19 protein-coding genes are annotated in these 24,933 nt (G+C 68.7%); all 19 read right to left on the reverse strand.

The features are described from left to right. Nucleotides 1–102: 102 nt before the first annotated feature. Complete coding sequence (gene treY, locus J2X65_RS13370) at nt 103–2,685, reverse strand: malto-oligosyltrehalose synthase (RefSeq protein WP_310201740.1); 2,583 nt, start codon at nt 2,683–2,685, stop codon at nt 103–105. 10 nt (nt 2,686–2,695) lie between these two features. Further along, nucleotides 2,696–4,471: a malto-oligosyltrehalose trehalohydrolase gene (gene treZ / locus J2X65_RS13375; protein WP_310201742.1), complete on the reverse strand. Its 1,776-nt coding sequence runs from the start codon at nt 4,469–4,471 to the stop codon at nt 2,696–2,698. After that, nucleotides 4,468–6,543 (reverse strand): glycogen debranching protein GlgX, encoded by a 2,076-nt coding sequence (glgX, locus tag J2X65_RS13380; RefSeq protein ID WP_404977704.1) that lies wholly within the window; start codon nt 6,541–6,543, stop codon nt 4,468–4,470. Before glgX ends, treZ begins: the two co-directional genes overlap by 4 nt. Nucleotides 6,544–6,611: 68 nt before the next feature. Next, nucleotides 6,612–8,804, reverse strand: a complete 2,193-nt coding sequence (gene mdoH / locus J2X65_RS13385) for a glucans biosynthesis glucosyltransferase MdoH (RefSeq protein ID WP_310201746.1) — start codon at nt 8,802–8,804, stop codon at nt 6,612–6,614. Next, the gene (locus J2X65_RS13390) at nt 8,792–10,324 is read right to left on the reverse strand and encodes a glucan biosynthesis protein G (protein ID WP_310201749.1); all 1,533 of its coding nucleotides are present in this window, start codon (nt 10,322–10,324) and stop codon (nt 8,792–8,794) included. Before J2X65_RS13390 ends, mdoH begins: the two co-directional genes overlap by 13 nt. A 124-nt stretch (nt 10,325–10,448) precedes the next feature. Next, nucleotides 10,449–12,176: an iron ABC transporter permease gene (locus tag J2X65_RS13395; protein WP_310201751.1), complete on the reverse strand. Its 1,728-nt coding sequence runs from the start codon at nt 12,174–12,176 to the stop codon at nt 10,449–10,451. Then, nucleotides 12,166–13,152, reverse strand: a complete 987-nt coding sequence (locus J2X65_RS13400) for an ABC transporter substrate-binding protein (RefSeq protein WP_310201753.1) — start codon at nt 13,150–13,152, stop codon at nt 12,166–12,168. Before J2X65_RS13400 ends, J2X65_RS13395 begins: the two co-directional genes overlap by 11 nt. A 105-nt stretch (nt 13,153–13,257) precedes the next feature. Beyond that, nucleotides 13,258–14,376 carry an ABC transporter ATP-binding protein gene (locus J2X65_RS13405; RefSeq protein ID WP_310201755.1) on the reverse strand — a complete coding sequence of 373 codons (1,119 nt, stop codon included), beginning with the start codon at nt 14,374–14,376 and terminating at the stop codon, nt 13,258–13,260. Nucleotides 14,377–14,480: 104 nt separating this feature from the next. Then, nucleotides 14,481–15,188 carry a type 1 glutamine amidotransferase gene (locus J2X65_RS13410; RefSeq protein WP_310201757.1) on the reverse strand — a complete coding sequence of 236 codons (708 nt, stop codon included), beginning with the start codon at nt 15,186–15,188 and terminating at the stop codon, nt 14,481–14,483. Nucleotides 15,189–15,390: 202 nt separating this feature from the next. Beyond that, nucleotides 15,391–16,788, reverse strand: a complete 1,398-nt coding sequence (locus J2X65_RS13415) for an MmgE/PrpD family protein (RefSeq protein WP_310201759.1) — start codon at nt 16,786–16,788, stop codon at nt 15,391–15,393. Nucleotides 16,789–16,792: 4 nt separating this feature from the next. Then, nucleotides 16,793–17,701, reverse strand: coding sequence for an aminotransferase class IV (locus J2X65_RS13420; protein WP_310201761.1), 909 nt, complete (start codon nt 17,699–17,701; stop codon nt 16,793–16,795). 12 nt (nt 17,702–17,713) lie between these two features. Next, nucleotides 17,714–18,538, reverse strand: coding sequence for an amino acid ABC transporter ATP-binding protein (locus tag J2X65_RS13425; protein WP_310201763.1), 825 nt, complete (start codon nt 18,536–18,538; stop codon nt 17,714–17,716). A 5-nt stretch (nt 18,539–18,543) separates the two neighbouring features. Continuing rightward, nucleotides 18,544–19,212, reverse strand: coding sequence for an amino acid ABC transporter permease (locus J2X65_RS13430; RefSeq protein WP_310201765.1), 669 nt, complete (start codon nt 19,210–19,212; stop codon nt 18,544–18,546). A gap of 5 nt (nt 19,213–19,217) precedes the next feature. Beyond that, nucleotides 19,218–19,889: an amino acid ABC transporter permease gene (locus tag J2X65_RS13435; protein ID WP_310201767.1), complete on the reverse strand. Its 672-nt coding sequence runs from the start codon at nt 19,887–19,889 to the stop codon at nt 19,218–19,220. Between the two features lie 88 nt (nt 19,890–19,977). Further along, nucleotides 19,978–20,856, reverse strand: coding sequence for a transporter substrate-binding domain-containing protein (locus tag J2X65_RS13440; protein WP_310201769.1), 879 nt, complete (start codon nt 20,854–20,856; stop codon nt 19,978–19,980). A gap of 99 nt (nt 20,857–20,955) precedes the next feature. After that, a complete protein-coding gene (locus tag J2X65_RS13445; RefSeq protein WP_310201771.1) occupies nt 20,956–21,576 on the reverse strand; it encodes an XRE family transcriptional regulator in 621 nt (206 codons plus the stop codon). Between the two features lie 262 nt (nt 21,577–21,838). Continuing rightward, the gene (locus J2X65_RS13450) at nt 21,839–22,768 is read right to left on the reverse strand and encodes an enoyl-CoA hydratase (RefSeq protein ID WP_310201773.1); all 930 of its coding nucleotides are present in this window, start codon (nt 22,766–22,768) and stop codon (nt 21,839–21,841) included. Beyond that, nucleotides 22,765–24,033 (reverse strand): CoA transferase, encoded by a 1,269-nt coding sequence (locus J2X65_RS13455; RefSeq protein WP_310201775.1) that lies wholly within the window; start codon nt 24,031–24,033, stop codon nt 22,765–22,767. The genes J2X65_RS13450 and J2X65_RS13455 overlap by 4 nt, the downstream gene beginning before the upstream one ends. A 91-nt stretch (nt 24,034–24,124) precedes the next feature. Further along, the gene (locus tag J2X65_RS13460; RefSeq protein ID WP_310201777.1) at nt 24,125–24,862 is read right to left on the reverse strand and encodes a GntR family transcriptional regulator; all 738 of its coding nucleotides are present in this window, start codon (nt 24,860–24,862) and stop codon (nt 24,125–24,127) included. Between the last annotated feature and the right edge of the window lie 71 nt (nt 24,863–24,933).

Raw genomic sequence — 24,933 nt, forward strand, 5'->3', positions numbered from 1 at the left:
GGCAGCGGGAGGATCCGCTTCCCTGAGGCCGCGACATCGGGCGCTTGCCGCTCCAAGGGGCAAGCACGTGCCGATGGCGCGGACCCGAGCGGGTAAGGCGGATCAGGCCTTCTCGGCGACGATAAAGGGCCAGGACGTCGGCAGCTCAAGGCGTTGCGAACCCTTCTCGACGGAACATGGCCCGGCGATGTTCCAGTCGCCGTCCCACATCTCCGCGGTCTCGAGGGCGATGGTCGCGGGCAGCGCATCGCGCCAGGGTATGCGCGTGGGGACGATGACACGCAGGACGTGCCCCTGGTGGCGCCGCTCGAAACCGAACCAGCGCCATGGCGACGAGCCGGTTTCGAGGGGTCGATAGTCGCCATGGGCGAAGGCCCGGTTGCGGCGGCGTTGTGCGAGCAGCAGGCGCAACAGGGCAAAATGCTCGGCATCGGCAGGATCGGGCGTGCCGATGCCGTCGAGACAGGCCGAGCGGGACGGCCAGTCGACCGGGCGCCGATTGTCGGGGTCGACCAGAGAAAAATCTGGCAATTCAGTGCCTTGATAAATATCCGGCGTGCCCGGCAGGGTGTGCTGCAGCACGAGCTGGGCCAGGCCGACGATCCGTGCGGCCGGGTTCAGCGCGGCGAGCAGACGCTCGAGATCGGCACGGAAGGGCGCCGCCTCGGAGGTTTCGATCAAGCGGGAGGCGAGATCGATGCCGGCACGTTCATAGGCTTCGTTCGGCCGCTCCCAGCTGGTGTGGCGCTTGGCTTCGCGCAGGGCCTTGGTGAGATAGGTCGCCATCCGTTCCGCTGTTATCGGCCAGGCGGAGAGCAGTGTCTGGAGGATCAGATGACGGTCGAGAGCGTCGGGAGCGGCGTCGTGGCCGTTGCCGGCGGACAGGTGCTCGCATGCCGGCCTCGCAGCTTCGAGGAAGTCGAGCCAACGCTCTGGGGCGAAGCTCAGCGCCGCGAGGCGGGCGCGGGTTCCAGGTCCTCGCTTGGTGTCGTGCGTGGCGAGCGGGGTGAGGTCGCGGGCCTCGTCGATGGCACGTTGTCGCGATATTTCATGCAGTTCCTCGAAGTTCCTCGCAGGATGGTCGAGGCTGCCGCCGACTTCGTTGACGGCAAGCAGGACCGGGGTGCGATAGAGTTCGGTGTCTTCGAAGCCCTTTGCCAGCGTCGGCCCGCTAAGCTGCTGGAAACGCAGGCGGAACAGCCGGTCGCTCTCCCTCTGGGGCTGCTTCAGCCGATCAACCAGCAGGCGGCCGGCGGCGGCGGTGAGCGGATCCTCGACCGCTTCGATCCGGGTGCGGATGGCGTCCCAGACGGCTTCGTCCTCATCGTCATGGGCATCGAAGGTGGCGTAGGAACGATAGACAGGACAATGGGTTAGCAGGGCCAGCACCGCTTGCCGGATCGCGGCCTCGGTGATGTCTCCGGCATGGATGTCGGCATCGAGGCCCTCACGGGCCAAGCCGACGAGCACATCGACCTCGGCGGCGAGGCTGGTTTCCAGCACGGTACGCTTGGCGTCGGCGAGGCGACTGGCCGGCGTGCCGATGAGGAGATGCCGGGCGCGCAAATCGTCTTCCAGTGCTGCATACCCTTGCGCGTCAATAAACAAGCCGTTGATATCGTTCAGTCTTTCATAGCCTGTCGTGCCGTCGACGGACCATGGGCGCAGGGTCTCTCCGGGTTCGAGGATCTTCTCCAGGAAGATTGGAATACCTTCACCGACTGCTTGCCTCAGCCGTTCGCAATAGGCGCCAGGGTCAAGGAGGCCATCGATATGGTCGATGCGCAGGCCGTGTATCAGGCCGCGGCGAAGCAGGTCGAGCGGCAGGCGGTGGACGAGCTCGAACACCTCCGGATCCTCGACGCGCACGCCGGCAAGATCGGTAATATTGAAGAATCTCCGATAGTTGAGGTCATGTGCTGCGGTGCGCCACCAGGCAAGGCGCCAGTGCTGGGCCTCAAGCAGCGCCGCAAGATCGGCCTCGGCGAGTACGGCCTCGAGGGCGGCGCGCTCAGTGGTGTCGAGGGACCGCAAGGCTTCGCGCGCCCGGTGCAGTGAGGTGGATGATGCGGCCGACAGCGCGCGAAAGTCCGATGCCATCTCGGCCCAGCCCGGCCGCATGCCGGCAGCGGCATCCAGAAGCCCGGCGACGCTTTCCGGCCTCAGCGGGAAGACGCGGTCGGCATAGGCGACGACGATGCGCCCGGTATCATAATCCGCGCGCAGCGACAGGGCGCCGGCAGCGAGGGTGGCCTGCAGCGGCTCGCCAAGAACCGGGAGCAGCAGCGGGCCCGATGTCCAGTTCACATCGAACAGCCGGGCGTCGGGCGAGGACGGTCCGAATTCCAGCATGCCCATCCAGAACGGGTTGTGGCTGGAGGCGGCCATGTGGTTCGGCACGATGTCGAGCAGTACGCCCATGCCCTGCGTGGCGAGGGCGGCGGCGAGGCGCTCGAACCCGTCTTCCCCGCCGAGCTCGGGATTGATGCGGGTCGGATCGGCGACATCATAGCCATGGGTCGAGCCGGGCACCGCCATGGTGATGGGGGAGGCATAGAGATGGCTGATGCCGAGCCGGGCGAAATAAGGCACCAGCGCCTCGGCATCGGCGAAGGTGAAACCGCGATGGAATTGCAGCCGATAGGTGGCGAGAAGCTCGGGCGGTGCGGCGGCGGACGGGTTCATGATGGGGGCCTCATGCCGCGGGCAGCCGCCAGACGGCGGCGGAGAACGGGCCGAGGGTCAATGCCGCGGTTTCCGCCGGCTCGACCGTGCCGGTGACCGCGAGCGACGCCAGGGTCTCGGTGCCGGCCGGCCGGGCGAGCGACGCCGGAGACGGACCGGGATTGAGCACCATCACCAGCGTGCCGGCCGCAAAGCGCCAGCGGACCGCGATGGCGTCGCCGGTGCGGGAGGCCTGTGCGTCGCGCCAGCCGCTGGCGGCCAGCGGCCAGACATGCTGCCGGCGCAGATCGGCGAGGGCGCGGAACGCCGCCAATTCCCGCCGGGCGTGACCGGTGGCGAAGTCCTCGGGGGCCAGCACCGCCGCACGGAACGTGTCTTCATCCAGCGGATCGGGAAACTGCCCGTCATCATGATCGCGGAAGAAGTCGGCGAACTCCGAGCGCCGGCCGGTGCGCACCGCCTCGGCGAGATCGCCCTCGAAATCGCAGAAGAACGGGAAGGGCGTCGGCAGCAGCGCTTCCTCGCCCTGGAACAGCAACGGGATCTCCGGCGAGAGCATCAGAACGAGGCGCAGCAGGGCCAGCCGTTCCGGCGCCAGGGTGCCGGCGAGACGGTCGCCGAGCGGGCGGTTGCCGATATGGTCGTGGTTCTGCACGAAGCTGACGAAGGCGTCGGGCGCCAGCGTCGCACAGGGCGTGCCGCGCGGCTGGCCTTCGGCATCGGGATAGGGTTCGCCCTGGAAGACGAAGCCCTCCGTCAGTGCGCGGGCGGCGGCGGCGACCGGATCGCCGGCATAGGGGGCGTAGTAGCCGCCGCGCTCGCCGGTCGCCAGCACATGGAAGGCATGGTGCCAGTCGTCGTTCCACTGGGCGGTGAACAGACTGTCGTCGCGCGTCATCCAGCCGGCGATGTTGTCGTGGTTCTCCAGCACCAGCCACGCATCCGGCCGCACGGCGCGGCAGGCATGGGCGATCTCGGTGAGGAATATCTCGGCGCCGGCGGTGGCCAGCGCGTGCACGGCATCGAAGCGCAGCCCGTCAAAGCCGAAATCGGCCAGCCAACAGGCGGCGTTCTCGGTGAAGAAGTCGCGCACCGTCTCGCTCTCGAGATCGATCGCCGGCCCCCACGGCGTCGCGATATCGGCGCGGAAGAAGGATGAGGCATAGGCCGGCAGGTAGTTCCCGCTCGGGCCGAAATGGTTGTAGACGACGTCCAGCATGATGCCGAGGCCGCGCGCATGGGCGGCGTCGACCAGCGCGCGCAACTCGTCGGGCGTGCCATAGCTGCGGTCGGGGGCATAGAGCAGCACGCCGTCATAGCCCCAGTTGCGCGCGCCGGGGAAATCGGCGACCGGCATCAGCTCGATGACGGTGAAGCCGGCGTCGCGATAGTGATCGAGACGGTCGAGCAGCGCCCGGAACGTGCCCTCCGGCGTGGCGGTGCCGACATGCACCTCGGCGATCACCGCCTCGTGCCACGGGCGGATGGCGTTGCCGATGCGCGGCGGCGGATCGGCCACCAGAACGCTCCAGCCATCCGGATCGCGCTCCTGCATGCGGGAGGCGGGATCCGGCACGAGGACGCCATCGGCGAGGAAGCGGTAGCGGTGGCCGGGCTCCACCCCCGCCAGCTCGACATCGAAGAACCCGTCGCCCCGCCGCGTCATCGGCAGGGGGATCATGCCGTCCACGAGCAGATCGACGCGGCGGGCATCGGGAGCATAGAGGCGGAAGGTGACGTCATGCCCGTCGCGCAGCGGGCCGAAGCGGCGTGCCGGATGCGTCATGCCCGCCATTCCCACACCAGCAGGGTACGCGCGGGCATGGTGAAGGTGGCGCCGCCGCCCAGCTTGGCGCCTTCGAGATCATCGCCGGTGGCGAGGATCGCCTCCCAGCTGCCCGACTGCACCGCCGGAGCGATGAAATCGACATCGACATGGGAGGCGTTGAGCATGATCAGCAGCGATGCTTCCTCGGCCAGAGCCGGGGCAAGGCGCACGGTGAGGCATTTCGAGTGCGGATCGGCCCAGTTCTCCTCGCTCATGCGCTCGCCCGAGGTGTTGAACCAGGCGACATCCGGCTGGCCCATCTCGTTGCGCGAGCCGGTGAGGAACTCCGGCCGCGACAGCGAGGAATGCCGCTTGCGCAGTTCGGCGAGGCGGGAGACGAAGTTCGGCAGCTCCGGATCCTCGTCCGACCAGTCGATCCAGCTGATGTCGTTGTCCTGGCAATAGGCGTTGTTGTTGCCGGACTGCGAATTGGAGCGCTCGTCGCCGGCGAGCAGCATCGGCACGCCCTGGGACAGGAACAGCGTGGCCATCAGATTGCGCTTCTGCCGGCGGCGCAGCGCGTTGATGCCCTCATCCTCGGTCTCGCCCTCGGCGCCGCAGTTCCAGCTCTTATTGTCGTCGTGGCCGTCGCGGTTGTCCTCGCCATTGGCCTCGTTGTGCTTGTCGTTGTAGGTGACGAGGTCGTGCAGGGTGAAGCCGTCATGGGCGGTGATGAAGTTCACGCTCGACCACGGCCGTCGCTTGCCCTCCGAGAAGATGTCCTGCGAGGCGGCGAAGCGGGTGGCGAAGCTGGGCAGCACGCCCTCCGAGCCGCACCAGAACTCGCGCACCTTGTCGCGGTAGTCGCCGTTCCACTCCGAGAAGCCGGGCGGGAAGGCGCCGAGCTGGTAGCCGCCCGGCCCGACATCCCACGGCTCGGCGATCAGCTTGAGCCCGCCGAGCGTGGGATCCTGGAGGATGGCGTGGAAGAAGGCGTGGCCGGGATCGAAGCCGGTGGGACGGCGCCCGAGCGTGGTGGCGAGATCGAAGCGGAAACCGTCAATGCCATAGACCGAGACCCACATGCGCAGGGAATCGAGCACCATCTGCAGCACGCGCGGGTGATCGGTGTTCACCGCGTTGCCGCAGCCGGTCATGTCGTCATAATAGCGGCCATTGCCGGGCAGCAGCCGGTAGTAGGAGGCGTTGTCGATGCCCTTGAAGGACAGCGTCGGGCCGAGATGGTTGCCCTCGCAGGTGTGGTTGTAGACCACGTCGAGAATGATCTCGATGCCGGCCTGATGCAGGTGGTCGACCGCCTCACCGATGGCATCGAGCCCGTCCTCGCCGAGATAGCGCGGCTCGGGGGCGAAAAAGGCCAGCGTGTTGTAGCCCCAGTAATTGGAGAGGCCGCGATCAACGAGGTGGCGGTCCTGGGCGAAGGCGTGGACGGGCAGCAGCTCCAGCGCGGTGACGCCGAGCTTTTGCAGGTAATCGACGAATTCCGGCTGGCCGAGCGCGGTGAAGGTGCCGCGGATCGCCTCCGGCACCAGCGGATGGCGCATGGTGAGGCCGCGCACATGGCCCTCATAGATCACCGTCTTCGGCCAGGAGATGCGCGGGTGCTGGGTGTCGGCGAGCGGCGTGCCGGCGACCACCCGCGCCTTCGGCATGAAGGCGGCGCTGTCGCGCTCATCCATGATCAGGTCGGCGTCGTCGCCGGCGCCGATGGTGTAGCCGTAAAGCGCGTCGTCCCACTCGATGTTGCCGACCAGCATGCGGGCATAGGGATCGAGCAGCAGCTTGTTGGGGTTGAAGCGATGGCCGGCCTCCGGCGCCCACGGGCCATGCACCCGCCAGCCATAGACCTGGCCGCGGCCGACGCCGGGCAGGTAACAGTGCCAGACGCCGTTGGTGCATTCGTGGAGGTCGATGCGCTCCAGCTCGGTCTCGCCATAGCGGTCGAAAAGGCACAGGGTGACGCCGGTGGCGTTGTCGGAAAACAGCGCGAAATTGGTCCCCCTGCCGTCGACCGTCACACCAAGGGGGAAGGCCGAGCCGGGAAGAATCTTGCGCGTCAAGGGGATCACCGTCGCTGGGAAAGGACGCTGGACAACGGCGGTGCCCCCTTGCCTGTTCCTTCGCGGCACCCGGATTTTTATGCCGCCGGCTGGCCAATGGCAGCCGGGCGGGCGGCGAGGGCGAGCAGGCGCTCGAGCGCCTGGGTATCGCCGAGCGCCGCGGCCTTCTCGCGCGGGCTGAGATGGCCGAGCGCGGTGGCGAGATCGGGCGCATCGTGCAGCTTGGCGCGGGCGACGAGGCGCTCGGGGCTGTAATCGCCGGGCGGGCGTTCGCCGAAGTCGGGCAGCATGGCGCGGTGGGCGGCGAGCAGGACGGGATCGCCGGCGAGACGGGACGTCGCCTCGCCCGGCGGCCCGGCGGTGCCGAGCTCGCGCGCCAGCGCCTTGGCGCGGGTGAGCACCGGCGGCGGCGTGATCTCCTCCGGCGTCTTCAGCACCCCGGCGAGCAGCGGCCGTCTCGCGCCGGTCCACAGCACCAGCGGCACCGCGAGCACGAGGCCGAGCACTACCGGGCTCATCCAGAAGAACAGCGGCAGCGAGATGGCGATGGCGGCGGCTGCGAGGACGAGGCCGAACAGCGTATGCGGCAGGAAGTGGAGGAGCGTCTGGCGGGCGCCGACGCTGCCGTCGTCGCGGCGCTGCGGCTGCCAGCCGCCGTCGCGGCCGGCGAGGATGCTGGCCACCGCCGCCGATTGCGCCAGCATGGTGACAGGGGCGAGCAGGCCGGCGATCAGCGTTTCGACCAGCAGGCCGAAAAAGGCGCGGATGCCGCCGCCGAAGCCGCGGCGCAGCGGGGCGCGGAACAGCATCAGCGCATAGGCGATCAGCTTCGGCAGCAGCAGCACCGCCATGGTGCCGACGAACACCCAGGCGGCGCGGATCGGATCCTGCGCCGGCCAATTGGGGAACAGCGAGAACTCGGAGGGGAAATAGTCCGGCGGCACGAAGCGGGCCTGCAAGGCGGTGAACAGGCCGGCGAGCAGCATGATCAGCCACAGCGGCGCGGTGGCATAGGAGCCGATGCCCACCAGCATGTGCAGCCGGCTGAGCGGGTTGAGGCCGCGCGTCGGCAGCACGGCGGCGTGCTGCAGGTTGCCCTGGCACCAGCGGCGGTCGCGCACCGCGAGATCGGTGAGCGAGGGCGGGCCCTCCTCGTAGGAGCCTTCCAGCCACGGCACCATGTTGACGCCCCAGCCGCCGCGGCGGATCAGCGCCGCCTCGACGAAATCATGGCTGAGGATGTGGCCGCCGAACGGCTTGCGGCCGGAAAGATGCGGCAGGCCGGCGCATTCGGCGAAGGCGCGGGTGCGGATGATGGCGTTGTGGCCCCAGTAATTGCTGTCCGGCCCGTGCCAGCCGGCGAGGCCATAGGCGATCAGCGGCCCGTAGAGCCGTCCGGCGAATTGCTGCAGCCGGGCGAACAGCGTGCGGCCGCCGACGATGACCGGCAGAGTCTGGATGAGGCCGGTACGGGGGCTGGCCTCCAGCGCGCCGGCGAGGCGGACGATGCAGTCGCCCGTCATCACGCTGTCGGCGTCGAGCACCAGCATGTGATCATAGGCGGCGCCGAAGCGGGTCACCCAATCGGCGACATTGCCGGCCTTGCGATCGGTATTGCGCGGCCGGCGGCGGTAGAAGATGCGCCGATCGCCGCCGGTGCGTCGGCGCAGGGCGAGGAACGCGGCTTCCTCGGCGATCCAGACATCGGCATCGGTGGTGTCGCTGAGGATGAAGAAATCGAAGGCGTCCTGCGCCCCGGTTGCCTGCAGCGATTCATAGGTCGCCTGCAGGCCGGCGAAGATGCGGGACGGGTCCTCATTGTAGGTCGGCATCAGGATGGCGGTGCGCGCCGACAGCGTCGGCAGCGGCGCCTCGGCATCGATGCCGAGGCCGTCCTCGGGGCGGGCCAGCATGGTCAGCGCGCCGCTGAGCGCGTTGGTGAACGAAAACCCGATCCAGGCGAACAGCACCACGAACAGGCCAAGGACGAGGCTTTCCAGCAGCGTCAGCCCGCCGACCTCCAGCACCAGATACATTTCATGCGCGGCGAACGCCGTCAGCACCACCGCGCCGCCGATGACCAGCAGCCGGCGGACGAACAGCGAGGCCCGGCGCGGCAGCTTCTCGGCCTTGGGCACCGTGCGCAGCGATTGCACCGGCATGGCCAGCGGCGCGTCCGGCGGCAAGGCGGGGGCGGAGGTTGGGGCTGGGACTGGGGCGGGACGCGCGGCGTCCTCCAGCTCCGGCCGGAGCGGGGTCACGCCGTCCATCGATAGACCCAGCTCTCGGCGAGGCGTTCGTCGCCGCGCAGGAATTCCGCCCGCAGTTCGGCCGACTCATTGCCGCCCGGCGCGAGGGCGAAGGAGAGGCGCCAGCCCTCGATCTCGGGGTTTTTCTGCACCACGATGTCGCTGATCTCGCCCTTGTCGGTGGTCACACGCGCGGAAACCCCCTCCGGCGGCAGGTCCTTCAGCTTGTCGCCGACGAGATCGAGCACGAAAAGCCGGCGTTCCGACGTTCCGCCGACGCGGGTGGCGCCGAAGCGGCCGAGCTCGGAGAGCTTCGGCCCGTCCCATCCCCAGTGCATCCGGTAGGTGGAGGCGTATTCACGTCCCTTGCGCAGCGGCTCGCGCGGGCGCCAGAAGGCGACGATGTTGTCATGCACCTCCTCCGGGGTCGGGATTTCCACCAGCACCACCGAGCCGTTGCCCCAGTCGCCGATCGGCTCGATCCACACGCTCGGCCGGCGCTCGTAGCGTGCCTCGAGATCCTGATAATCGAAGAACGAACGCTGGCGCTGCATCAGGCCGAAGCCGCGCAGATCGGACACGGCGAAGGACGAGATCTGCAGCCGCTGCGGGTTGCTGAGCGGGCGCCACAGCTGCTCGCCATTGCCGGTGGCGATGGACAGCCCGTTGGCGTCGCACACCATCGGCCGGAAATCGTCGATGTCGTTGCGGTCATTGGGGCCGAACATGAACATGCTGGTCAGCGAGCCGATGCCGACCTGGTCGATGTCCTCTCGCGGGTAGACGGTCATCTCAACCGTCATCAGGGTGGTGTCGCCCGGACGGATGGTGAAGCGGTGCGCGGCCGCGCCGCTCGGGCTGTCCAGCAATGCGTGAACCACGATGGAATCGGTGCCCGGCCGCGGCTGTTCGAGCCAGAATTCCCGAAAGGCGGGAAATTCCTCGCCGCCCGCGTCGCCGGTCTTGACCGACAGGCCGCGCGCCGAGGTGCCATAGGTCTGCCCCTTGCCGACGGCGCGGAAATAGCTGGCGCCCTGGAAGACGGCGATCTCGTCGAAATAGTCCGGCCGGTTGATCGGGCTGTGCAGGCGGAAGCCGGAATAGCCGAGGTCGATCTTGGGATCGGGCGGCTTCAGCCCGTGATCGAAGCGGAACATGTCCGGGCTGTAGGGCAGCTTCTGCGCCTTGCCGTCGGCGACGACGGAGAGGTCGACCCGGTCGCGGAACAGGAAGCCGCGATGGAAGAGCTGCGCTTCGAACGGCGTGCCCTGGCCGCGCCACAGCGCGCGATCACTGTTGAAGCGGATGTTGCGGTAGTCGTCATAGCTGAGCTTGTCGATTTCCTTCGGCAGATCACGATTGGGGGCGGCGAAGGGCTTGGCCGCCAGCTCGCGCGCCAGCCGGCGCACCGTCTCGGCGTCGAAGGCGGTGGGCTTGCCGAGGTCGGCCTGCGCCCGAGCCTCGGTGATCAACATCCCGAGAATGGGGGCCTGCGCCATGGCCGCAAGGCCCATTCCCAGCAGGATGTCTCGACGGTGCATGCGTGTACCTCTCGCTGATTTCGCACATCACGGCGTATCCCTGGAACAAGCGGGAAGTGCGGCGGGGGTTCCCTCAAAAATGGCCGGCCGGCGAAGCGGGTGGCGGAAATGCGCCGCCGCGTGCCTATTGCCGCCAGGGCAATATCCGCTCCGGCATCCAGCGGGCGCCGGCATTCGCCGCCGCGCACAGCGCGAACACCAGGCCGGTGGACAGCACCGCCAAAGCGGCGGCGTCGGTGGAATTGCCCTCATATTGCAGCGCGAACACCATGACGCCGATGGTCTCGTGCCCCGAGGACCAGAGCAGCGCCGACAAAGTGAGCTCGTTCAGCGCCGTCATCACCACCAGCACGGCGCCGGCGACGGCGGCCGGCAGCACGCCGGGCAGGAAGATGCAGGCGAGCCGCCGCGCCAGCCCGGCTCCGACGATGCGCGCGGCCTCGTCCAGCGCCGGATCCGCCGTCTGCGCCGCCGCCGCCACCGGCCGCAGCACCAGCGGCAGGAAGCGGGCGAGATAGGCGATGAGCAGGATCGCCAGCGTGCCGTAGAGCGACACGCCGACGAGCGGCAGCGGCGGCAGGAAGGCGAGGATCATGCCGAGCGCCACCACGGTGCCCGGCACGACCCAAGGCGCCTCCACCCCCACATCCAGCGCGCGGACCAGCCCGCCCGGCCGGCGGACGGCGAGATAGGCGAACGGCACCGCGACGACCACCGCGACCAGCGCGCAAGCGAGCGAGAGCAGCAGCGAATTGGCGAAGGCGCGACGTACCGCGGCATTGGCGAGCACGGCGGCGAACTGCGCCAGGCTGGCGGTATCGAGGCCGAAGCGCACGCCGACCGCCGGCAGCAGCGCCGTCATCATCAGGGCGGCGAGCGGCACCACCGCGATCACCAGCACCACCAGCCAGAGGAGGATCTCGCCGACAGCCGAGGCACGGGACGGCTCGAACGGCCGGCCCGCCGGCAGCGGCACCGCGAGCCGGCGCATGGCGAGGCTGCGCAGGGCGAGCGCGGTGGCGGCGAGCACGGTCATGATCAGGGCCAGCACCGCCACCTGTCCGGCGGCGGACGGGCCGAAGCCGTTGAGCCGCTGATAGATCAGCGTGGTCAGTACCGAGACCCGGCCGGGAATGCCGAGCAGTGCCGGCACGCCGAAATTGCCGATGGCGGCGGTGAAGGCGAGCAGGGCGCCGGCGAGGATGGAGGGGGCGACCAGCGGCAGCACCACGCCGGCGGCGATGCGGTGGCGGGGCACGCCGATCACCCGCGCCGCCTCGATGAGATCGGCCGGCACGGTGCGCAGCGCGGCGCGGGTGGCGATGAACACCAGCGGCATGTGCTCGATGCCCATCACCAGCGCGATGCCACCGGTGGAATAGAGCGGATTGGCGGTTCCCGGCGCTGGCGCCAGCCCGAGCGCGCCGAGGATCGGCGAGCCGGCGCCGGCGAGCTCGATCCAGGCGAGCGCCATGGTCTGGGAGGGGACGAGCAGCGGCGTCAGGATGAGGAAGACCAGCGCCGACGCGCTGCGCAGCCGGATCAGCCCGACCGCGAAGGCGAGGGCGACGCCGAGCGCGGTCGACAGCACCATTGCGAGGCCGGAGGTGACCAGCGAGCCCCACAGGGCCCGCGCGGTGGCGCGGCTCGCCAGCACCTCGGCCATCAGGCCGAGGGCACGGCCGTCCTCGCCAGGCTGCAGCGCCGCTGCGAACAGCTCCGCCAGCGGCCAGAAGGTGGTGAACAGCACATAGGCGAGGACGAGGCCGAGCAGCAGGCGCTCGCCGCCGATCGGCCCCGGCGCCGTGCCCGGTCCCCGGCGGATGCGGGGGATTGCCGTCTCAGCCGCCATAGAGATCGGCGAAGCTTTCCTTGTTCTTCCTGTCGTCCTTCAGCATCAGGGCGGCATCGGCCGGCAGTACCTTCAGCGTTTTGGGGTCGGGATAGCCTTTGGGCGGGGCGACGCCTTCCCGCACCGGGAAATAGCCCTGCGCCGCCGCCTGCTCCTGCGCCGGCTTCGACAGCTGCCATTTCACGAAGGTCTTGGCCGCCTCGATGGAGTCGCTGTCCTTCAGGATCGCGACCGGCTGGGTGATGACGCTGACCCCCTCTTGCGGGAACACGAAGCCCACCGGCGAGCCCTTCGCCCTGGCGTTCAGCGCCATGTACTCGATGATGACGCCATAGGCCTTCTCGCCGCGTGCCACCGCCTCGATGACGGTGCCGTTGCCCTGGCCGGCCACCGCGCCCTCGTCGGCGAGGGTCTTGTAATAATCCCAGCCGAAGGCCGGCTGCTGCAGCATGGTGCCGAGATGGATCACCGCCGCGCCGGAATAGAGCGGGCTCGGCATGATCGTCGCCCGTGCGGCCTCGGGAGCTTCGAGATCCTTCCACGATTGCGGCGGCGTCTTCACCAGATCGGTGTTGTAGACGATGCCGGTGGTGATCAGCTTGGTGCCGAAATAGGTGCGGTCCTTGTCGATCACCTCGGGATTGATGCCTTCGACCGGCGCGTCGGTGAAGGCGTAGAGCCGGCCGTCATTCTTCAGCTGCGTCATGGCGACGGTATCGGCGATCAGCACCACGTCGGCCGGGCTCCTGCCGGCGGCCTGCTCGGCCTGGAGCTTCGCCATCACCTCGGTGGTGCCGGAGCGGAACAGCTCGACCTTGATGTCGGGATATTCGGCGTTGAACGCCTTGATCACCGCCGCCATCTGGTCCTGCGGCTGCGAGGTGTAGACGGTGATCGTCTCGGCTCGCGCGGCGAGAGGAGCGGCGAACGCGGTGCCGGCGAGGAGCGCGGCGGCGAGGAGGGCGCGAAGGGACATCTCGATCACTCTGCATCGTTTCGCGGAAACCGGCTTGATATCGGCGCCGTACGACGGATCGACTGCGGTTCTGTTGCGGTTCGATGACGCCGGTGCCAAAGCCGCTCAGGTCGGGCTGCGCGCCGTCGCCGGGGGGCCGCCGGCGAGGGCCGGGGCGGCGGAGGGCCGGCGCGGGATCACCCAGCCGCCGGACAGCCGGACCTCGACCCGCGTGCCCGGCGCGAGGCGTTCGGGCAAGGCGAGGCTGAGGGTCTCGACATCGATGCCGAGCGGTGCCAGTTCGCTGGCATAGACGCCGTTCTGGAAGATCTGGTTCACCACCTCCCCGGCGAGCTGCCCGGCGAGCTGGCCGCGCTGCGGCGCGCGCGCGAGATCGGAGGCATGGAAGCACAGCCAGCCCGGGCCGGGTGGGGCATGGCCGGCGACCTTCAGCACCGTGCCGGCAAGATCGAGCGTGCAGAGCCCGTCCGCCGATGCCAGCACCTCCACCGGCAAGGTGCGGCCGCGGCCGATGAAGCGGGCGACGACGTCGGTCTGCGGCCGCCGGTACAGATCCTCCGGCGTGCCGACCTGTTCCAGCCGACCGCGATGCATCACCGCCACATGGGTGGCCACCGCCATCGCCTCCTCCTGGTCGTGGGTGACGAAGATGAAGGTGGCGCCCGAGACCGAGTGCAGGCGGCGAAACTCGGCCAGCATCGCCTCGCGCAGATGCGCATCGAGATTGGCCAAGGGCTCGTCGAGCAGGATCAGGCCGGGCCGCAGGGCGAGCGAGCGGGCGAGGGCCACACGCTGGCGCTGGCCGCCCGACAGCTCGTGCGGGCGGCGGGCGGCATAGCCGGCGAGCCCGACCACCTCCATCACCTCCTCGATCCGCCGCCGGCGCTCGTCCGGCGTGAGCTTCTGCACCTTGAGGCCGAACTCGATATTGCCGCGTACCGTCATGTTCGGCCACAGCGCATAGGACTGGAACACCATGCCGAGCCGGCGCGCCTCCGGCGGCAGCATGCCGCGCGGACCGGCGATGGCGACGTCGTCGAAAAGGAGTTCGCCGCCATCGGGCGTTTCCAGGCCGGCAATCATCCGCAGCAGCGTGGTCTTGCCACAGCCGGAAGGGCCGAGCAGCGCCAGGAAGGCACCGTCGGGGATCGAAAAACTCACGGCATCGACGGCGCGGACGCCATCGAACGCCTTGGTGAGGTGGCGGGCGGTGAGTTGCGGCAAAGCGGGCTCCCGCATCGGCGGACGACAGGCTCCGATACGGCGGAACGATGTCGGGGCGATGACGATCCGCTGTCACCCCGCTGGCGGCGGAGACGTCGCGCCTCTCAAGCGGCGGCGTGGTTGCGGGCGGTGTCCGCCCTCAGCGCGTCCTTCAGCAGCGGCACCAGATAGCCGAGATCGGGCGGCCGGCGGTTCGCGGTCCCGACATGCGCCTGCAACGGCTCCGGCAGCGTCGAGCCGCGTTCGGCCAGCAGGCCGAGCACATAGTCGCTGCCGAACTCGGGGTGCGGCTGCAAGGTGAGGATCGGGCCGGGATAGCGCAGGCCGGCGAAGGCGCAGCCCTCGCCGGTGGCGAACAGTTCCGCCTCCGGCGGCGGCTCCACCACCTGGTCGCGATGCCAGGCGTTGATCGAAAACGTGTTTCCGTCGACATCGCGATAGAGCTGCGGCCCGGCGATCCAGCCAGCGGCCCGCTCCACCCGACCCCCCAGGGCCTGGGCGACGATCTGGTGGCCGAAGCAGATGCCGACCAGCGGCCGGCCGGCGGCGCGGATATCGCGGATCAACTGTTCCAGCGGCGCGATCCACGCATGATCCTCATAGACGCCATGGCGCGAGCCGGTGATGATCCAGGCGTCGGCGGCGGTGGGCCCATCGGGGAACGCACCGTTCTCGATATCGTAGGTGGAGAAGACGAAGGCCTCGTCGGCCAGGAGCCGGCGGAAGCAGGCGTCGTAATCCCCCTGCGCCGCGAGCAGCTGCTCGGGCGCGCGGCCCGGCTTCAGAATGCCGATCCTGGTCTTCTCCGTCATGGCGGCAACATCCCTGCTGGCCGTCCCGCCGGCCCGGTTTGCCGGTGGGATCGTTGGAAATCCACCTCGTCGCGCGCCGCCCCGACCCTCGCCCTTGCGGCCGGGCCGCGATACCGCGTTCCATGCCGATCAGGCGACAGAATTCGTCGATGCCGTGCCGATTTTCATCCGGAAGCCGCGGTGGAACGGGCAGTCCAGCGATCTAGAGCCGGGCGGCGAGGGCGGCGCCGAAATCCGGCACCGTCTCGATGAGGTCGATCAGTTCGAGCAGATCGTCCGCTCCCTCGGCACCGAGGGTGACGGCGGCGTTGGCGCGGAACTTGTCCCTCACCGCCGCGTCCGGCAGCGGCAGGCGCACCCCGCCCGGCGCATCGACCGCCAGCGGCGAGCGATGCCGGGTGCCGTCCTTCAACTGGATGTCGACGCGGCCGGCAGGGCGGCGCTGGCCGCTCATCAGCGCGCTCGCCTCCGCATCGACGGCGCCGGTGACGCGGGCGGCAAGAGCCCTGAGCTCCGGCGAGGCCCTGTTGGCGGCGTCGTACCAGTGCGGGCGCTCGAGCCGCAAGGCGAGCGCGGCCATGGTGTAGGGGAAGGAGAACTGCGCGTCGTTGATGCTGAGCGGAGCGGCGTCCATGAAATCGCGCAGCAGCGCCGCGTCGGTGTGCACGGTGACGGCTTCGATCGCCTCTGGGGGAATCGCGTGGTCGGTCAGCAGCGTCTCATAGGCGCTGAGCGTGGCGTGCATCCAGCGGCAGGCGGGATAGGGCTTGATGGTGTTGAAGCCGAGCGTCCAGCTCTCGCCGAGGCCGTCGGCAAGTCGCTCCGGCTCGAACTGGTCCGAGCCGAGCATCCGCCACAGGCCGCAGGGACCGTCGAGCACCGCCTTGGCACCGACGAGGCCGGCGCGGTGCAGGGCGACGCCGCGCACGCCGGCCTCCGCCGCCGGGGCGAGAAAATCCTTGAAGGTGATGAGCGGCCGGTGCTCCCAGTTGTATTTCCTGAGGCTCGGCACATTGGCGAAGCTGCCGGCGAAGCCGAGCGCGTTCTCCATGGCCTCGGCGTCGAGGCCCATCAGCCGGCCATAGGCGATGGCGGCGCCGATGGCCTGGTGCTGGCACACGCCATAGACGAGGCGGAAGCGCTCGAGGCTCGGCTGCATGGCGCGGATCAGCCGGTTGTTCACCTCATAGGCCAGCGCCACGGCGGTGACGAAGGCGGCGCCGGACACCGGCCGCTCGAAGGCGGCGCTGAGCGCGGCGGCGACCAGGCTCGCGCCGGGATGGCCCATGCCGCGGCCGTGCTCGTCCTCCAGCCCGTCGTCGAAATCGAGCGCGTTCATCGCCGCGGCATTGACGAAGGCGCTGGCGACAGGGCCGAAGCTCTCGCGCTCGCCCAATACCCGGCACGGGCCGGGACGTGCCTCGCTCCGCGTCGCGGCGAGGATGGCCTGCTGCATGCCGGTCGGCGCGCCGGCGAGGCCGCAGCCGATGGCGTCGAGGATGTGCAGCCGTGCCTTGGCCCGCATCGCCGGCGGGATCGCCGCGCCGTCGAAACCGGCGGCGAAGCGGCAGACGGCGGCGGTGGGCCCGGTGTCCGCCATCGTCTCAGCCGAGGAAGGTGCGGTCATAAAGGTCCGACAGGCGGGCGGTCAACGGGCAGGGAAGGGCGGCGCCGATGGCGCGGCCGTCGAGGCTGCGCACCGGGGTGATGCCGCCGAAGGTGCCGGTGACGAAGGCGCCGTCGGCATTGTAGGCCTCGGCGAGGGTGAAGTCGGTCTCGCGGCAGGCGATGCCCTCCTTGCCGCAGAGCTCGATCACCTTGCGGCGGGTGATGCCCTTGAAGCAGGTGCGGCCGGTGGAGGTGAGCACCTCGCCGCGCTTCACGAGGAAGAAGTTGGTCGAGTTGCAGCTGGCCACGAAGCCGGCGGGATCCAGCATCAGCGCCTCATGCGCGCCGGCGGCGATCGCCTGTAGCAGCGGGCGGATGAAATTCAGACGGCTGTGCGAATTGAGGTGCAGGTCGAAGCTGTCCGGTCCCGAGGTGCGGAAGCTGGAGGTGAACAGCTTGATGCCGGCCTTCTTGATCTCCGGGTCCGGCAGCTTGAACTCGGCGGTGATGGCGATGGTCGGCCGGCCGAGCGCGTTGCGCGGGTCCTGATGCACAGTGTGCTTCTCGCCGCGCGTCACCATCAGGCGGATATGCCCGCCATCGGTGATGGCGTTGGCGGCGCAGAGTTCTTCCAGCGCCGCCTTCATCTGCGGCCTGGTCAGGCCGATGTCGAGGGCGATGGTGTTGGCGCCCTCATAGAGACGGTCGAGATGGTCGTCGACCAGCACCAGCCGGCCTTTGGCCATGCGGATGCCTTCCCACACGCCGTCGCCGAGGCCGAAGCCGGCATCGAAGATCGACACCAGCGCCTCGGCACGCTTGACCAGCCGACCATTGAGCCAGATCCACAGATCATGGTTGCGCGGGTCCTCGACGGGGGTCTGCGCGCCCTTTTCCTCGGCCATTGTCGCTCTCACTCAGAAATGGAAGGCGGAGAAGCGGTGCAGGAAGGCCTGCGTGCGCTCCTCGCGCGGGTTTTTCAGCACCTCGTCCGGCGTGCCCTGCTCATGGATGCGCCCCTCATGCAGGAACAGCACGCGGGTGGCGAAGTGATAGGCGAAGCCGAGCTCGTGGGTGACCAGCAGCATGGTGCGGCCCTCTTTGGAGAGGCCGAGGATGACGTCGAGCACCTCGCCGACCAGCTCCGGATCGAGCGAGGAGGTCGGCTCGTCGAACAGCAGGATCTCCGGCTCCATGGCCAGCGCGCGGGCGATGGCGACGCGCTGCTGCTGGCCGCCGGAGAGGCGCTGCGGGTACTGGTCCGCCTTGTCGGCAAGGCCGACGCGCTTGAGATAGTCCTGTGCCTTGGCGCGGGCCTCGGCCTTGGGAAGGCCCTTCACCGTCACCGGGCCTTCCATGACGTTCTCCAGAACCGTCATATGCGGGAACAGGTTGAACTGCTGGAAGATCATGCCGACGCGGGTGCGCAGCCGGCGCAGCTCGCCCGATCTGGCGGTGAGGGTGCCGTCGCGGCCCGCGGTGCCGATCGGCGTGCCGTCGAGGGCGATGCGGCCGGCGCTCGGGGTCTCCATGAAGTTGATGCAGCGCAGGAAGGTGCTCTTGCCGGAGCCGGAGGAGCCTAGGATGGCGATGCGCTCGCCGGCGCCGACCTTCAGGTCGATGCCCTTCAGCACCTCATTGGTACCAAAGCTCTTGCGCAGCCCTCCGACGGCGAGGACGGGTGCGGCGTCAGCCGGTAGGAGGTTTGCCGGTGGGACGTTTGCCGGTGGGACGTTTGCCATGGCGCTCAGGCTCCCTTCGAGTTGAGGCGACGCTCAAGCGCATAGGCGGCCAGCGTTCCGGGATAGATCAGGACGAAATAGATCACCGCGACGACGGTGAAGGTCTCGAGCGGCAGGAAGGTCTGCGTGCTCAGCATCTTCGCCTCGTACATCAGCTCCTGCACGGTGATGGTGGAGGCGATCGACGTCATTTTTGCGAGCTCGACGCCGCGATTGGTGAAGGCCGGCACCATGCGCGCCAGCGCCTGCGGCACCACCACGCGGCGCAGCAGCTGCCACTCGCTCATGCCGATGGCGCGCCCGGCCTCCCACTGACCGGCCGGCAGCGATTGCAGCCCGGCGCGCCAGATCTCGGCGCAATAGGCGGAGGTGTTGAGGAACAGCCCGAGCGCGGCGGCGGTGAAGGCGGTGGGCTGCCAGCCCGACAAGGCGGGGAGGGCGTAGTAGAACCAGATCAGCTGCACCAACACCGGGGTGTTGCGGAACAGTTCGATATAGGCGGTGGCGATCAGGTTCGGCAGGCGGCGGGAGGAGCCGCGCGCGAGGCCGATGAACAGGCTGCACATCAGCGCGCCGGAGAAGGCGAGCACGAACAGCAGGACGGTGAGCTTTAGCCCACGCAGCAGCAGATCGCCGTTCGCCAGGATCTCGCCGAACTGGAAGGAATAATTCATGGCGCTCACCGTGCCGTTCGGCGGGCGAGGCGATGCTCCACCGCCCGCATGCCGAGACTGGCGAGGAACAGGACGGTGAAGAACATCACCGCGACGGTCGAGTAGATCTCCATCGGCCGGTAGGTCTGGGTCGCCAGCACCATCGCCTTGTAGACCAGCTCGCCATAGGTGAGGGTGGCGGCGAGCGACGTGGTCTTCACCAGCTCGAAGGAGCGCTCCATCAGCGGCGGGATCATGCGGCGGAAGGCCTGCGGCAGGATGACCCGGCGCATCAGCTGCGCATGGCCCATGCCGATGGCACGTCCGGCCTCCCACTGGCCGCGCTCCACCGAGATGATGCCGCCGCGGAACACTTCGGCGAAGAAGGCGCCGGACTGCACCGACAGCGCCGCCGCCGCCGCCGCGAAGGGCGAGAGGCTGATACCGGTGAGGATCGGCAGGCCGTAGAAATACCAGAAGAAATGCACCAGCGGCGGGGTGTTGCGGTAGAACTCGATGATCACGGTCGCCGGCAGCGAGAGGAAGCGCGTCGGCGCCAGCCGTCCCAGCGCCAGAACCAGCCCGATGACGAGGCCGAGGCCGATCGAGAAGCCGGAGAGCTTCAGCGTGTTGACCAGGCCTTCCAGCAGCACGCCGAAATTGAGCCAGACCGGTCGGAAGTCCCATACATATTGCATTCGGATCCGCCTTGCCGGGATCGGGGAAGCGCAAAAGCAGATCGGCGCGCCGATGTCTCGCGGCGCGCCGACCGGGGCAGGCGGATGATCAGGACTTCCAGCGCTCGCGCATGATCGCCGGCGTCGCGGCCGGGTCGATGCCGCGGAAGGCGAGGTAGTCCTCGAAGATCTTCTGGGTCTGGCCAGTGGCGTAGAAATAGCCGAGGCAGACGCCGAGCCAATCGCGCCAGCTCTTGTCGGCGACGTTCGGCACCGCGGCGGAGGAGGGCGATTCGCGCAGCGGCTGCGGCAGGATGACCTTGCCGCGCTTGAGGCGCGACTGCAGCATCACCAGCGCCGGGTGGAACAGCGAGACGCCGTCCATGCGGCCGGCGATGAAGGCGGCGCCGGTCTCGTCGGCGCTGGGGAAGCGCTCGATGGTGGCCTTGGGCAGGCGCACGGTGATGTCGCGGTCGGGCGAGGTGCCGAGCACGACGCCGATGCGGAATTCCGGCTTGTTCATCTCCTCCCACGAGGTGACGCTGACTCCATCGGCGAGCAGCACGCCCTGGGCGTACCAGAACATCGGCTGCACCGGGAAATCCACCGCCAGCGCCCGCTGCGGCGTGGCGTCCATGGTGAACATGACATCGAACTGGCCGGCCTGAAGCGCGGCGACCGCATTGCCCCAGGTGGTCTCGACCGGCACCGGCTTCACGCCGAGCTCCTTGGCCACCGCGACGCCGAGGCCCCAGCCGAGGCCGTACCATTCGCCGCTGCGCTGGTCCTTGTAGAACCACGGTTCACCGGGGGCGACGCCGATGCGCAGCTCGCCGCGGTCGCGAATGGCCTTCAGCGATCCGCCGGCTTCCTGCGCCAGCGCCGAACCCGGCGTGGCGACTACGGAACTGGCGGCGAGGGCCGCGGTCGCTCCTGCGAGCGAGCCGGCGGTTAGAAAGGCGCGGCGGCTGCCGACCTGTTCGGTCATGTGAACATCCTCTGGAATTGGATGGTAAAACTATATTTGTTTGGTAGATAATTGACGAGACGTTTCTTATAAGAATTTTTTATTCCTAATACGAAACTGTCAAGTGGGCTCGGGGGGAGTTTCGGCGAAATCGAGATTCTGATCGGCGGCGCAGACCCAGAAGATCTCCGCATCATCGGCACCGGCACTGAGCAGCGCATGTCCCATAGTGCTGTCGAAATAGACGCTGTCGCCCTCGTCGAGGGTGACGGGGGCGTAGAATTCGGTGAGCAGCGTTACCCGTCCCTTCAAGACCAGCACCACCTCCTCGCCGGCATGGGCGACGAGCGCGCCGAATTCGCGCGTCTCATGCGCGCGCAGCCGCGCCTTCATCGGCTGCATGCGCTTGGCGGTGAGGTCCGAGCACAGGATTTCCAGCGTATAGGCACGGGTGCGGATGTAGTCGCCCTGGCCGACGCGGGTCAGCGAACGCCGGCCGTGCGGCGCCTGCTTGCGGGCGGCGGAGAACAGTTCGGAGATGTCTATCCCCAGCCCCTGGGCGAGGCGGATGATGTTGTCATATGTCGGCGAGAGCAGGTTGTTCTCGATCTTCGAGATGGCGGAGGGCGAGATGCCGGAGCGTGCCGCCACCTCCTTGATGGTGAGGCCGGCACGGCTGCGCAGCCCCTTGACCCGGCCGCCCAGATCGACGCCGTCGCCCTCGCCGGTCTTCATGTCCATCACGGCGCCTCCGACAGCGATCCGACCCAATGTGACGCCATCAAAGCATCGTCGCCGGAAGCGAACAATATGTTCCTTTAGGAAAACTGCATGGCGCGTGCCCTGTGGGGTGCACCGGGGTGGCGGCGCCGCGCTGCCGGCCTCCCCGAAGACGGATGGAGCCGCAAAAACAAAGCCCGCGGACGGGGCCGCGGACATATCGCTGGTCTGACGGGAGCCGAATCGCCGCGGGGGCGTTCAGCCGCGCGGTATGGTGCGCCGGCTACTCGCCGCGCCAAGCCGGCGGGCGCTTGCCGAGAAACGCCTCGACACCCTCGCGGAAATCCGCCGAGCCATAGGTCTCGCGCACCAGATCGGCATCGGCGGCATCGGGATCGTGGGCGAGGCGGCGCAACATCTCCTTGGTGACGCGCAGCGTGATCGGCGCGTGCGAGACCAGGCGGGCGCACAGTTCCTCGACGCGGGCGTCGAGCTCATCCGGCGGCACCACCGTCACATAGTCCGGCGGCAATTCCTCGGCCTTCGGCGTCTCGGCAAGCAGCAGCATGCGCTTGACCATGCTCACGCCCAGCGTCGCCGCCAGCCGCTGCACATTGGAGGCCGACAGGCAGTTGCCCAGCGTGCGGGCGATCGGCACCCCGAAGCGGGAGCCCGGTGTCGCCAGCCGGAAATCGCAGGCATTGGCCAGCGCCATGCCGCCGCCGACCGCCCAGCCTTCCACCACCGCGACGGTGGGTACGGCGAGCGCTTCCAGCGTGCCGACATAGTGCTCGACCTTCTCCTCATAGGCGATGCCGTCGCCGCCGGAGGAGAAGGCGCGGAACTGCTCGATATCGGTGCCGGCGATGAAGGCCTTGCCGCCGGCGCCGCGCAGCACCGCGACCCGTACCTGCCGGGTGGCCGAGATGACGCGGCAGGCCTCGGCGAGTTCCTCATACATGCGCCAGGTCATGGCGTTGCGGGCGGAGGGACGATCGAAGGTGAGACGGGCGACCGGCCCCTCGATGGACAGGCGCACGGTGCCTTCGCCGCTCTCCGCCCGGGCGGCCTCGGGCTTGGCGGCCCCGGATCGGGCCGAACCGGATTTGGCGGCCTCGGGCTTGGCGGCCTCGGGCTTGGCAGCCTCGGGCTTGGCGGCCTCGGGCTTGGCGGCCTCGGGCTTGGCAACCTCGGGCTTGGCGACGACGTTCATGACGCGAAGGCTCCGCGAGCGGTGAGGTTTTCGATGGCGGCGCTGTCGAGGCCGATCTCCTTCAACACCTCGTCGGTGTGCTGGCCGAGCAGCGGCGGGTGGCGGCGCACCTGCTGCGGCGTGCCGGTGAGCTTCACCGCAAAGCCGATATTCGACACCTTGCCCTCGTTCGGATGATCGATCTCGATGCGCATCTGCCGATGGCGGCCGTGCTCGCTCTCGAACGCCTCGGGATAAGTGTACATCGTGCCGGCCGGAATGCCGACGGCGAGCAACGCCTCCACCCACTCATCCGAGGTACGGGTGACGAAGGTCTTCTCCAACTCCTCGATCAGCACCTCGCGATGGGCGAGACGATCGGGATTGGTCTTGAAGCGCGGATCCTCGACCAGATCCGGGCGCTGCAGCGTCTCGCACAGCAGCAGCCAGAGCTTCTGGTTGGTGGCGCCCATGACGAAATAGCCGTCCTTGGACTTCACCGCCTGATAGGGCGCGCTCATGCGGTTGGCGGTGCCGAGCGGGATCGGCTGGGTGCCGCGGCCCCAATATTCCGAGATGTCCCACACTGAGAAGGCGAGCGCCGCCTCGAACAGCGAGGCGTCGATATACTGGCCCTCGCCGGTGGCCTTGGCGCCGATATAGGCGGCGAGTACCGCATAGGTGGCGAACAGGCCGCAGCCGATATCGGCGACCGGCACGCCGGCCTTCACCGGCGGCCCGCCGGGATGGCCGGTGACGCTCATCACGCCGGACATGGCCTGCGCCATCAGATCGAAGCCGGGCCGTCCCGCCCAGGGGCCGGACTGGCCGAAGCCGGAGATGGAGGCGTAGACCAGCCGCGGATTACGCTGGCGCACGGTCTCGTAGTCGCATTTCAGCTTCTTCATCACCCCCGGCCGATAGTTCTCGACCAGGATGTCGGCGCTCTTGACCAGTTCGTAGAACAGCTCGCGGCCGGCCTCGCTCTTGAGGTTCAGCGCCACCGAGCGCTTGTTGCGGTTCATGTTGAGGAAGCCCATGCTGTCGGGCCCCTTCATCTTGAACCCCATGGCGCCGCGCGTCTGGTCGCCGGTGCCGGGCGGTTCGATCTTGATGACGTCGGCGCCGAGATCGCCCAGCAGCATGCAGCTATAGGGGCCGGCCATCACCTGGCTGACATCCAGTACCCGCACGCCGGCGAGGGGGAGCGGGCGCGGCTGCGCGGCGGTGTCGTCCTGGCGCTGGGTGGCCGGCTTTTCCCGCGAATGGTCCAGAACATCGGTCATCGTTTCGAGCCTTTCCGCGGGAGAAGCCCGCATAACAAATCAATAATTACAGATGGCGCCGAGCGCAGGCCCCGGAAGGCTGGCTGCGCGCTCAACCGGTGAGCGCGGCCGTCGGCTTGCGCCCGCGCGGCTTCGGCCTGGCCGGTTCGGCTTGCGCCTCGCCGCCGGCTTTGAGGCGGCCGACGAAGGCGCGGGCGATGCCCACCGTGGTGCCGGTGACATGGGTTTCGAGGATGGTGGCGAGGCGCGGGGCATCGCGCGCCTCCAGTGCCTCGATCATCTGCGCGTGCTCGGCCACCGCCGCCTGCCAGTGCTCGCGGCTCTTGCGCACCACGAAGCGGCAGGCGTGGATGCGGGTGAGGATCTGCTGATAGAAGGCGGAGAGGGTAGCGTTGCCGGCGATGGTGAAGAAGCCCTCGTGGATCAGCCGGTTATGGCGCAGATACTCCACTTCGTCGTCGGCCTCGTAGCAGGCGATCATCCGCTCGTGCAGCGCGCGCATCCGCGCCACATCGGCATCGGTGGCATTCTGGCAGGCGAGCAGCCCGGCAAGACGCTCCAGCGACGCCATGATCGGGAACAGTTCCTCGATCTGCTCCTCGGTGATGCGGGCGACGATGGCGCCGCGATGCGGCAGGATCTGCAGCACCCCTTCCGCCGCCAGCACCTTCAGCGCCTCGCGAATCGGCGTGCGCGACACGCCGAAGCGCTCGCACAGCTGCTCTTCCGGCACCTTCTCGCCCGGCCGCAGTTCGCCTTGCAGGATCATCTCGCGCAACGGCGCGACGAGGGATTCGTGGAGAGAATGACGGACGATGGGCGAGGACATGCGGTCTGTTCCTGGCGGCTTCTGCGGGCCTGTGCGTTTCCCGGCGGCAGGATAGGCGGGAACCGCCTGTG

This window comes from Ancylobacter sp. 3268, assembly GCF_031456575.1.
In the GTDB taxonomy this organism is placed as follows: Bacteria; Pseudomonadota; Alphaproteobacteria; order Rhizobiales; family Xanthobacteraceae; genus Ancylobacter.